Origin of the sequence: Aeromicrobium sp., from assembly GCF_036676885.1 — a bacterium.
In the GTDB taxonomy this organism is placed as follows: domain Bacteria; phylum Actinomycetota; class Actinomycetes; order Propionibacteriales; family Nocardioidaceae; genus Aeromicrobium.
Window position 1 is genome coordinate 1 of record NZ_JAKFCB010000101.1, and the last position, 9,845, is coordinate 9,845.

13 protein-coding genes are annotated in these 9,845 nt (G+C 70.1%); 4 read left to right on the forward strand and 9 right to left on the reverse strand.

The genetic code is table 11. From position 1 onward, the window contains the following. From V6M46_RS05185 to V6M46_RS05195, 3 genes are all read right to left on the reverse strand, one after another. Positions 1 to 345, reverse strand: a 345-nt coding sequence (locus V6M46_RS05185) for a hypothetical protein (RefSeq protein ID WP_332662714.1), incomplete at its 3' end; no start/stop codon positions are given. Further along, positions 342 to 1,358, reverse strand: a complete 1,017-nt coding sequence (locus V6M46_RS05190; RefSeq protein ID WP_332662715.1) for an AMP-binding protein — start codon at positions 1,356 to 1,358, stop codon at positions 342 to 344. The genes V6M46_RS05190 and V6M46_RS05185, both read right to left, overlap by 4 nt. Then, positions 1,355 to 1,915, reverse strand: coding sequence for a hypothetical protein (locus V6M46_RS05195; protein WP_332662716.1), 561 nt, complete (start codon positions 1,913 to 1,915; stop codon positions 1,355 to 1,357). Before V6M46_RS05195 ends, V6M46_RS05190 begins: the two co-directional genes overlap by 4 nt. Before the next feature lie 76 nt (positions 1,916 to 1,991). Between V6M46_RS05195 and V6M46_RS05200 the strand changes: the two genes are divergently transcribed. Together V6M46_RS05200 and V6M46_RS05205 are read left to right on the forward strand one after the other, a co-directional pair. Further along, complete coding sequence (locus V6M46_RS05200; RefSeq protein WP_332662717.1) at positions 1,992 to 2,879, forward strand: 1,4-dihydroxy-2-naphthoate polyprenyltransferase; 888 nt, start codon at positions 1,992 to 1,994, stop codon at positions 2,877 to 2,879. 1 nt (position 2,880) lies between these two features. Continuing rightward, a complete protein-coding gene (locus V6M46_RS05205) occupies positions 2,881 to 3,378 on the forward strand; it encodes a metallophosphoesterase family protein (protein WP_332662718.1) in 498 nt (165 codons plus the stop codon). Here the strand turns inward: V6M46_RS05205 and V6M46_RS05210 are convergent. Next, positions 3,375 to 4,457 carry a PLP-dependent cysteine synthase family protein gene (locus V6M46_RS05210; protein ID WP_332662719.1) on the reverse strand — a complete coding sequence of 361 codons (1,083 nt, stop codon included), beginning with the start codon at positions 4,455 to 4,457 and terminating at the stop codon, positions 3,375 to 3,377. The two genes, V6M46_RS05205 and V6M46_RS05210, sit on opposite strands and share 4 nt — an antisense overlap. Continuing rightward, positions 4,438 to 4,704 (reverse strand): DUF4229 domain-containing protein, encoded by a 267-nt coding sequence (locus tag V6M46_RS05215; protein WP_332662720.1) that lies wholly within the window; start codon positions 4,702 to 4,704, stop codon positions 4,438 to 4,440. Before V6M46_RS05215 ends, V6M46_RS05210 begins: the two co-directional genes overlap by 20 nt. A gap of 68 nt (positions 4,705 to 4,772) precedes the next feature. Here V6M46_RS05215 and V6M46_RS05220 point away from each other — a divergent pair, with 68 nt between their 5' ends. Together V6M46_RS05220 and V6M46_RS05225 are read left to right on the forward strand one after the other, a co-directional pair. Continuing rightward, positions 4,773 to 5,042: a PLDc N-terminal domain-containing protein gene (locus V6M46_RS05220; protein WP_332662721.1), complete on the forward strand. Its 270-nt coding sequence runs from the start codon at positions 4,773 to 4,775 to the stop codon at positions 5,040 to 5,042. A gap of 190 nt (positions 5,043 to 5,232) precedes the next feature. After that, a complete protein-coding gene (locus V6M46_RS05225; RefSeq protein ID WP_332662722.1) occupies positions 5,233 to 6,165 on the forward strand; it encodes a DUF559 domain-containing protein in 933 nt (310 codons plus the stop codon). An 87-nt stretch (positions 6,166 to 6,252) separates the two neighbouring features. Here V6M46_RS05225 and V6M46_RS05230 read toward each other — a convergent pair whose 3' ends face one another. From V6M46_RS05230 to V6M46_RS05245, 4 genes are all read right to left on the reverse strand, one after another. Continuing rightward, positions 6,253 to 7,311 (reverse strand): ABC transporter permease, encoded by a 1,059-nt coding sequence (locus V6M46_RS05230; protein WP_332662723.1) that lies wholly within the window; start codon positions 7,309 to 7,311, stop codon positions 6,253 to 6,255. Then, the gene (locus tag V6M46_RS05235) at positions 7,308 to 8,225 is read right to left on the reverse strand and encodes an ABC transporter ATP-binding protein (protein WP_332662724.1); all 918 of its coding nucleotides are present in this window, start codon (positions 8,223 to 8,225) and stop codon (positions 7,308 to 7,310) included. The genes V6M46_RS05230 and V6M46_RS05235 overlap by 4 nt, the downstream gene beginning before the upstream one ends. A 43-nt stretch (positions 8,226 to 8,268) precedes the next feature. Then, positions 8,269 to 9,210 carry a c-type cytochrome biogenesis protein CcsB gene (gene ccsB / locus V6M46_RS05240; RefSeq protein ID WP_332662725.1) on the reverse strand — a complete coding sequence of 314 codons (942 nt, stop codon included), beginning with the start codon at positions 9,208 to 9,210 and terminating at the stop codon, positions 8,269 to 8,271. After that, positions 9,207 to 9,845: cytochrome c biogenesis protein ResB (locus V6M46_RS05245; RefSeq protein ID WP_332662726.1), on the reverse strand; the 639-nt coding region annotated here is incomplete at its 5' end. The genes V6M46_RS05245 and ccsB, both read right to left, overlap by 4 nt.

The following is a 9,845-nucleotide window of genomic DNA, read 5'->3' on the forward strand; positions in this document are numbered from 1 at the left end:
GACCGGCACCCGGCACACGACCTCGGCGAAGCGTGCGCCGTCGATGCCTCGCAACGCGTCGGCGAAGCCGCTGTCGTCACGCACGGGGTTGATCCAGATGTCGACGAGGCAGCCTCGCGGGTTGTCCCGGACCAGCCGGACGACGGCTTCCCGGGCGGCCAGGCGGACCGCGAACCTGTCCTCGGGGACTGCCGGACCGAGCCCGTCGACCACCGCCTCCTTGAGGGTGTCGAGACTGAAGAGAGCCAGGCCGAGAGCATCGCGCAGGCGCCCGGCCAGGCTCGACTTGCCCGCTCCCGGCAACCCGGTCACGACCACGATCGGCCCTCGGAGCGCCGGCGTCACGCCAGCTCCTTCAGGTGCATCCGGTCGACCTTGCCGTTGCCGAGCAGCGGCAGCGCGTCCAGGACGACGACGTCGCGCGGCGCCCAGGAGCGCGGATGCCGCTCGGCCACCCAGGCCCTGGCCGTCTCCAGGTCGAGGCGGCCCACGACGAACGCCACGACCCGGTGCCCCCACTCGTCGTCGGGTACGCCGACCACCTCGGCCGCAGACACCGCCGGGTGCTCCCGCAGCCGCGCGGCGACGGCCGGCGTCGGCACGTTGACCCCGCCGCTGATCACGACATCGTCGATCCGGCCGGTGATGTGCAGCCGGCCGTCCTCATCGATCGACCCGAGGTCAGCGGTGGCGAACCAGCCGTCGCGCAGCACCCGGGCGGTGGCCTCCGCGTCGGCGTAGCCGTCGAACAGCACCGGCCCGGCCAGATGCACCTGCCCCGCCTCGTCGACCCGCACCCGCACGCCGTCGAGCGGCAGCCCGTCGTAGACGCATCCCCCGCAGGTCTCGCTCATCCCGTACGTCCGCACGACCCGCGCGCCCGCCGAGCGCAGCGTCTCGAGCAGGTCGGACGGAACGGCCGCCCCGCCGATCAGCACCGCGTCCAGGCCCGCGAGGACGCCGACCTCCCCCGACTCGACGAGCCGGTGCGCCTGCGTCGGCACGAGCGAGGCGTAGCGGCGTTGACCCGGGATCGCCGCGACCGCGGCACCCAGCGAGGCGTATTCATCGGCGTACACGGGTTCGAGCCCGGCGACCGCTGAGCGTACGAGCACCTGGAGGCCACCGACGCCGGTGACCGGCATGGCCTGCAGCCAGCCGCCCGGACCGCCGAGCCGGTCGAGGCTGGCCCGTGCCGAGGCCAGGACAGCCCGGTGGGACAGCACGACGTCCTTGGGCTCGCCGGTGCTGCCGGACGTACGGACGACGATCGGGGCACCGCCCTCGCGGACCCACGCGTCGACGAGGGCGAACACCTCGCGGGGCGATCCCTCGACCGGGCGCAGGCCCGAGGTCATTCCGGCTCCCCCGGCTCAGCCGCAGCGTCGAGCGGGCGCTTGACGTACGTCCACGGGAACCACATCGTGCCGATGCGCTCCCACCCCTTGGCCTCGAGGTCCTTGGCCTTGCGGCTGCCGATCACGGCGCGCTTGTGCTCCCACTGCACCGGCGACTTCTCGACGTCGTGGAACAGCGGGCCGTAGCCGATCGAGTGCCAGCCGTGGCGTCCCCAGGCGTTGAGCACGTCGATCTCGTTGAACGCCGTGAGGCCCACGAGCTGGCGGTGCTCCGCGGTGCCGGGGATCGGCTCCGGACGATGCCCGAAGCGCTGCTGCGCCGCCTGCCGAGTCATGCCGAGGGCCGAGCCGATCGCCTCCCAGCTCAACCCGGCAGCGCGCGCGGACGTCACGGCGGACCGCAGCAGCCGCCCGGTCTCCTCGTGGGCCCGGTGCGTCAGCACCGCCAGGTCGAGGTGCGCCTCGGGCTCGCTCTCGAGGCGCCGCTCGATCGTGGGGTCGAGCCGGGCGATCGCACGTCCGATCAAGTCGGAGAACTCCTGGTCGTCGATGGACATGTGTCAAGATTAACTTGACGAGAGATCAGGCGTCAACTCGGAGTTGACAGACTGTCAGGTGGCAGACTGATCGTTCGTGACCACCCCTACGCCCTCGCCCACCCAGCTCTGGGTCGCCGGCGCGCGGCCCCGTACGCTCCCGGCCGCCGTCGCTCCGGTCCTGGCCGGCACCGGCGCCGCGGCCTTCGCCGACGCCTTCGTCTGGTGGAAGGCCCTCCTCGCCCTCGGGGTGTCGCTCTCGCTGCAGATCGGCGTCAACTACGCCAACGACTACTCCGACGGCATCAAGGGCACCGACGACGATCGCGTCGGCCCGCTGCGGCTGGTCGGCTCCGGCCTGGTCCCGGCTCGCTCGGTCAAACGAGCAGCGCTGCTGTTCCTCGCGCTGGGCGGCGCCTTCGGCTTCGCCCTTGCCGCGACGTCGAGCTGGTGGCTCCTGCTGGTCGGCGTCGCCGCGATCGGCGCCGCGTGGACCTACACCGGAGGGCCGTCTCCGTACGGCTATCGCGCGCTCGGCGAGGTCAGCGTCTTCGTGTTCTTCGGCCTCGTGGCGGTGCTCGGCACGGCCTACGTGCAGATCGAGGACATCACCTGGCTCGCCGTCGCGTGCTCGATCGGCGTCGGGGCGCTGGCCTGCGCGATCCTCGTGGCCAACAACCTGCGGGACATCCCGACCGACTCGGTCACCGGCAAGAAGACCCTCGCGGTCGTGCTGGGCGACACCTGGACCCGGCGGTTCTACGCCTTCCTGCTGCTCGTCGCGATCGCCTCGCTCGTCTGGGCCTCGGTGTTCACGCTGTGGGCGCTGCTCGGGCTGGCGATGGTCCCGCTCGCCGTACGCGCCCGCCAGGTCGTGGCATCCGGCGCCAAGGGCCTGGCGCTGATCCCCGTGCTCCGCGACACGGGTCTCGCCGAGCTCGTGTACGCCGTCGGGCTCGCGCTCGGGCTGTTCATCGGGGCCTGACGTGCTGCGCGTCGCTGTCCTCGCCGACACCCACGCGCCACGCTTCTGGAAGGCGATGCCGCCGGCCGTCGCCGAGCAGCTCACGGACGTCGACGTGATCCTGCACGCCGGCGACGTCTGTACGCCCGGCGTGCTCGACGAGCTGACGGCGTACGCCCCCGTGCACGTCGTGCTCGGAAACAACGACGGCCCCGACGTTGCCGCGTGGGGCGCGCCCGAGACGCTGGAGCTCGACCTCGACGGCCTCCGCGTCGCGATGCTCCACATCTCCGGCGACAAGGTCGGGCGCGCCGCCCGTATGCGCGGGAGGTTCCCCGACGCCGACCTCGTGGTGTTCGGCCACTCCCACATCCCGTGGGACACCGAGCACGACGGCCAGCGGCTGTTCAATCCCGGATCGCCGACCGACAAGCGCCGCCAGCCCCGCGGCACGATGGGCCGGCTCGTGATCGACGACGGTGTCCTGCTGTCGGCCGAGATCGTGCCGGTGACGCCTTAGACCGCCGGGAGCACTCCGGTCCGGTCGAACTCGGCGAGCGCAGCGGCGTAGGGCGCGATGTCGAGGTCCTTGGACTCGAGCCACGCATCGTCGTAGTAGGTGTGGCCGTAGCGCTCGCCGCCGTCGCACAGCAGTGTCACGACGCTGCCGCTCTCGCCGGCGGCGCGCATCTCGCCGATCAGCTGGAGCGACGCCCAGACGTTGGTGCCGGTCGACCCGCCGACCCGGCGGCCGAGCAGGCCCGACACCCAGCGCATCGCGGCGATCGAGGCCGCATCCGGCACGTGCACCATGTCGTCGATGACGCCGCCGACGAACGACTTCTCGACGCGCATGCGACCGATGCCCTCGATGCGGGACGGCGTGTCGGTCGTGACGTCGGACCGGTCGGCCTCCCAGCCGCCGAAGAACGCGGAGTTCTCGGGGTCGGCGACCACGACCCGGGTGTCGTGCCGGCGGTAGCGGACGAAGCGACCGATCGTCGCGGACGTGCCGCCGGTGCCGGCACCCACGACGATCAGGCTCGGGCACGGGTGCGGCTCGAGGGCGAGCTGCTCGAAGATCGACTCGGCGATGTTGTTGTTGCCCCGCCAGTCGGTCGCCCGCTCCGCGTAGGTGAACTGGTCCATGTAGTGCCCGCCGGACTCGGTGGCGAGCTGCTGGGCCACGTCGTAGACCGTGCCCGGGTCGTCGACCAGGTGGCACTGCCCTCCGTAGAACTCGATCAGGGCGATCTTCTCCGGACTCGTCGTGGCCGGCATGACTGCGACGAACGGCAACCCGACGAGCCGGGCGAAGTACGCCTCGCTGACCGCGGTCGACCCGCTCGACGCCTCGATGACGGTCGTCTCCGGCTTGAGCCAGCCGTTGCACAAGGCGTACAGGAACAGGGAGCGGGCGAGGCGGTGCTTGAGGCTGCCGGTCGGGTGGACCGACTCGTCCTTGAGGTAGAGCTCGATGCCCGGGACCGGGATCGGCAGCACGTGCAGGTGGGTGTCGGCGCTGCGGTTGGCGTCGGCGTCGACCCGGCGGATGGCCTCGGCGATCCAGGCGCGGCTCTCAGTCGACGTCTTCGGCATTGCGCGACTCCTCGATGCGTTGCGTCATGCGCGCGGCCCGCTCCTGGACGCTCTTGGCGAGCGCGTCGCGCAGGCCGGCGAGGGCGAAGATCGAGATCACCGAGGACAGCACGAGGGAGATCAGCAGGACCAGGAGTGATGTGAGGTTGCCCCACTCGACCCAGATCGACGCGATCAGCCAGACCACACCGAACGTCACCCCGAACACGGCGAGACGGGCGAGCGTGTAGGTCCAGAAAGCCTTCATGGCCGCAGCCTAATCGCTTGCGGAGTCAGTGCGGCAGCCGGTTGCGCGGGCCCCGGTAACGTTTAGGCATGGGCAAGTTCGCACTCATCGTCATCGGAGTCGCGCTGTTCGTCTACGCCCTGTTCGATCTCGTCGCGACGCCCCGCCAGCGGGTCCGCTACATCCCCAAGCCCCTGTGGTTCCTGGTGATCCTGGTCATCGGCATCGGCCCGCTGCTGTGGCTGCTGCTGGGCCGCGAACGTTCAGCGCCGGGTGGTGGCCGGGCCAAGCCGCCCCGTCCCCCACGCCCCGGCCCCCGGGGTCCCGACGACGACCCCGACTACCTGAAAGGCCTTTAGGGCCGGCCCGAAGGGCCGGCCTGGAGGGCCGCAGGCCCAACTTTTGAAGCGTTGGGCATCTTCCGGCGCGGTCTTGGCTGCGCAGCGCTTCAAAAGTCGGCGATCCACAGCGCCTTTCGGGGCGTGACGGGTTCCCACAGCCCACTGCGTCGCCTCGGTCACCCGACGCCGGGTTCGGCATCGTCAGGGCATGCCGGTCACGAACACCTTGCCCATCGAACTGAAGAATGTCCCGTTCACGACGGCCACGGCCAGGAGGTACGGCGTCGGACGCGGCTTCCTCGCCGGCGACCGGTGCCGTCAGCTCTTCCGTGGCGTGTGGGTCTCCGCCGATGTCGAGATCACGATCCGGCTCCTCCTGAGCGCTGCCTTGCTGGTGCTGCCGCGCGATGTCGTGGTCAGCCACACCAGTGCCATGCGGCTGTACGGGCTTGAGCCGCGCACCGGCCGGCATCCTCATCTCGAGTTCTCCACCACGCGCTCGAGCGTCACCCGTCACCGCGGCATCGTGCTTCACCGGCGCCAGCGGCGGATCGCGACGGTCGACGTCGACGGCTTCACCCTGACCGCGCCGGAGCGTACGTTCGTCGACTGCTCAGGCCGACTCACGTTCGTGGAGCTGGTCCAGCTCGGCGACTGGCTGATCCACACGGGTCGCACGTCGTTCGATGCACTGGTGGCGTACGCGCTGGAGTCTCATCTGCACGGTGTCCGGCGAGCTCGACGGGCGGTCGCGTACGTACGGGCCAACGTCGAGTCGCCCATGGAGACGATCATCCGGCTCATGCTGGTGTTCGCCCGGCTGCCCGAGCCGGCGTGCAACGTCGTTCTCGTCGACGATTACGGGCACTTCCTGGGCAGGGGTGATCTGGTTCTCGCCCGTTGGAAGGTGCTCGTCGAGTACGACGGCTGGCACCACGAACGGTCGGCCGCTCAGCGGCAACAGGACCTCCGCCGACGGGAACGCCTCGAGGCAGCAGGGTGGGTCGTCATCGTCATCACGTCGGGCGACCTGGGCCGGCCTCGCGAGATCCCGTGGCGAGTCCACCGCGCACTCTCGGCACGAGGCTATGCCGGACCACCGCCGCGTATGAACGTCATGTGGTCGCGCTGGTTCTCCTGACAAGCCGCAACCTTTTGAAGCGTTGGGCATGCAAAACGGCCCGAGAACATGCCCAACGCTTCAAAAGTCGGGGATCGGGTAGGGCTCTCACTCGTCCCAGCGGAAGACTCGGCTGGCGATCGCGGCCACGACGACCGCGAAGCCGAGCAGGATGACGATCGGCATGAGGGCCGCGGCGGGGCCCTCGCCCCGCACCATGGTGTCGAGCATCCCCTCGTTGAGGTGCTTGAGCGGCAGCACCTCGCTGACCACCGTCACCCACCCCGGGGCACCGTCGAGCGGGAAGAACGAGCCGGACAGGAATGCCATCGGCAGCACGACGAAGTTGGCGATGCCGACGGCCGCCTCCTCGCTCTTGGACACCGCGCCGGCGAGCAGCCCGATCGCCATGAACGAGAGCGTCCCGGCCGTGAGCAGCGGGACGATCATGGGCCACGACCCGGTCAGCTGCAGCCCGAAGAACGCCACACCGACGCCGATGAAGATCGCCGCCTGGAGCGCCGCGATCGCGACGCTGACCGCGATGCGGGCCAGCACGACGGATCGCGTGGGGATCGGGGCGAGCCGCAGTCGGCGCAGCAACCCGTTCTTGCGCCACACCACCAGGTTGGTCGCGGCGCCGAACGTCGCGCCCGCAGCAATCGCCCAGCCCATCAGCCCCGGCGTGAAGAACTGGATCGTCGACAACGAGTCGTCCTCGACCTGGTCGGACTCGAGCGTGTACTTCGGCTGCTGGCCAGTCACCGCGATGTTGGCCGACTGCACGATCGCCTGGAACGTGCCCTGGACCGTCGCTGCCTTGACCTGATCGGCCTGCGAGAACCGCACGACGAGGGTGTCGCCGCGCTGCGTGATCATCGCGTCGGCATCGCCCTTGCGGACCTCGCGGATCGCCGCCTTCTCGTCCGTCGTGCGGTGGATGTCGAGGCTCTCCTCGAGGTAGGCCCGGACCTCCTTGGGCGCATCGTCGAGCACCGTCACCCTGCCGACCTGCTCGACCTCGGTCTTCGACGTGCCTGAGCTGCCCAGCAGGCCGCCGAACAGGGCGAGGAACATCAGCGGGAAGAGGATCGCGAAGAACAACGCCATCTTGTCGCGGAAGAACCCCTTGAGCATCGCCCGGGCCAGGCTCCTGAAGGCCGTCATGCGCGATACTCCCGACCGGTCAGCTCCAGGAAGACGTCCTCGAGCGATGCGCCCTTGACGCTGAGCCCGGCCAGCGCATCGCGGCGGGCCAGCTCGGTGAGGATGCGCGAGGGGTCGCGGGTCGTGATCGTGAGCGCCCCGTCGCCGTCCACCTCGGGCTCGTGGGTTACCGCGTCACCGTTGGCGATGTCGCGTGCCACACCGACGTCGAGCGTCCCCGGCGCCAGGCTGATCCGGACCGGCGCATCGAGCCCACGTATGAGAGCGGCGGGCGTGTCGAGCTCGAGGATCTTGCCGGAGTCCATGATCGCGACCCGATCGCACAGCGCCTCGGCCTCGTCCAGGTAGTGCGTCGTGAGGATCACGGTCCGTCCCGAGTCGTTGATGCTGCGGAGCACGTCCCAGAGGTTGCGGCGGGCCTGCGGGTCGAGCGCCGCGGTCGGCTCGTCGAGGAACACGACGTCAGGGTCGTGGATCAGCGCACACGCGATCGAGAGCCGTTGCTTCTGCCCGCCGGACAGGTCCTCCGTGCGGACGTCGGCCTTGTCGACCAGTCCGACCTGCTCGAGCATCTCGTCGGTACGCCCGGCGGCGACGCCGTACAGCGCGCCGAACGTGTCGAGCTGCTCGCGCGCCGTCAGCCGCTCGAAGAACGACGACGACTGGAGCTGTACGCCCATACGCCGCTGCAGCGCCGGCTCACGCTTCCACGGCTCGTACTGGTCGATGCGGACCGACCCGGCCTGCGGCTTGCGAAGCCCCTCGACCATCTCGAGCGTCGTCGTCTTCCCAGCGCCGTTGGGCCCGAGCAGCCCGAAGAACTCCCCTGGCGCCACCGTGAAGCTGACCCCGTCGACGGCGCGCACGTCGCCGTACGTCATGACGAGCCCGTCGGCCCGAATCTCCGCACCCATGGCTCAGACCCTATGAGTCGCGGCGACGAAGGAGCCGCGCGCCCTACTTGGCGTACGAGTGCAGGCCGGACACGAACAGGTTGATGCCGACGAAGTTGAAGACGAACGTGGCGAAGCCGATGAGCGCGATGACCGCGGCGGCCTTGCCCTTCCAGCCGGCGGTGGCCCGCGCGTGGAGGTAGCCGGCGTAGACGACCCAGGTGATGAAGGCCCACACCTCCTTGGGGTCCCAGCCCCAGTAGCGGCCCCACGCGTACTGCGCCCAGATCGGCCCCGCGATCAGGGCCGCGAACGTCCAGATCGGGAACGCGAAGGCGTGCACGCGGTAGGCGACCTGGTCGATCTTGGCCGACGCCGGGATGCGCCACAGGAAGCCGACCCGGTCCACCTCGGCGGTGTTGCGCTCGGCCCGCGCCTTGACGAGGTAGAGCACCGACGCGGCAGCGCCCACGAGGAATGCGGCGCCGGAGATCATCGCGCCGAGGACGTGGATCACGAGCCAGTACGAGTGCAGGGCGGGCACGAGCGGTCCCGGCGGCACGAACACCAGCGCCGACAGTCCAAGCACGACGGTGGCGAAGCCCGTCACGATGGGGCCGACCCAGTCGATCGCCCACATCTTCACGAGCACGATGTATGCCGTGAGGGCGATCAGCGTCGCGGCGCAGCCGAACTCGTACATGTTGCCCCACGGCACCCGCTCGGCGGACAGGCCGCGGGCGACGACGCCGACGAGCAGCACGAGCCAGGCGAGGCCCGTGAGGGAGAAGCCGATGCCGCCGGCGACATCACTTCGCTCTGCGGCGGTGTCCTCGTCGGATTCCGGCGCCTCGGCGGCCGTCCCTGCCGCCACGAACTCGCGCTCGGGGGCGACCTTGCGGGCGAACCCCCACTGCGCGACGTACGCCACGAACGCGAGGGCCAGGATTCCGGTGGCCGACGCGACGGCGTAGTTGGAGATCTGCTCGTACTGCGCAGCCGTCACGATCTCTTCTCCTCAGTCTCTCCAAGGGCTCCGCGGAACCGCTCGAGGAAGGCGTCCAGGTCGGCCGGCAGGTCGTCACGGGGGACGCGGTCGAGCACGGCGACGTCCACCACGGTACGTGAACCGTCGCGGCGGGCCCTGATCCAGGTCCTGCGGGGCTTGATCGTGAGGGACGTGACGAGCCCCAGCAGGCCGGCGACGATGCCGATCAGCGGCACCTGCACGCCGGGCGACGAGCTGATCTGGAAACGGGCGAACTGCTTGAGCCCCGCGAACTCGATCGTGCCGCCGTTGGGCAGCTTCTGTGACTGGCCCGGCTGCAGGCTCACGCGGTAGCCCTTGTCGCCGTTCATGTACTGCTTCATCTTCGACTTGTCGAGGATGTAGACCGACTGGGGCGTGCCCTCGTCGAGCCCCAGGTCGCCGTGCCAGACGAACAGTCCCAGCAGCGGGTTGGCGGCGGCGGGGTAGACCGAGATCGACGCGCCATCGGCACCACTCGCGGCGGTCGGCAGGAAGAAGCCCTGGAAGCCCAGCTGCTCCGGCTCGGAGTCGGTGACCTTGACGACGCCGTTCGACGTGTACGTGGCGTCGGCCGGCAGGAACGGCACGGCCTCGTTGAACACGACGTCACC

Excerpts from the sequence above, each read along its gene's own strand:
- V6M46_RS05190 (WP_332662715.1), bottom strand. The coding sequence starts at position 1,358 with ATGACCTCGGGCCTGCGCCCGGTCGAGGGATCGCCCCGCGAGGTGTTC.
- V6M46_RS05195 (WP_332662716.1), bottom strand. The coding sequence starts at position 1,915 with ATGTCCATCGACGACCAGGAGTTCTCCGACTTGATCGGACGTGCGATC.
- V6M46_RS05210 (WP_332662719.1), bottom strand. The coding sequence starts at position 4,457 with ATGCCGAAGACGTCGACTGAGAGCCGCGCCTGGATCGCCGAGGCCATC.
- V6M46_RS05215 (WP_332662720.1), bottom strand. The coding sequence starts at position 4,704 with ATGAAGGCTTTCTGGACCTACACGCTCGCCCGTCTCGCCGTGTTCGGG.
- V6M46_RS05220 (WP_332662721.1), top strand. The coding sequence starts at position 4,773 with ATGGGCAAGTTCGCACTCATCGTCATCGGAGTCGCGCTGTTCGTCTAC.
- V6M46_RS05225 (WP_332662722.1), top strand. The coding sequence starts at position 5,233 with ATGCCGGTCACGAACACCTTGCCCATCGAACTGAAGAATGTCCCGTTC.
- V6M46_RS05230 (WP_332662723.1), bottom strand. The coding sequence starts at position 7,311 with ATGACGGCCTTCAGGAGCCTGGCCCGGGCGATGCTCAAGGGGTTCTTC.
- V6M46_RS05235 (WP_332662724.1), bottom strand. The coding sequence starts at position 8,225 with ATGGGTGCGGAGATTCGGGCCGACGGGCTCGTCATGACGTACGGCGAC.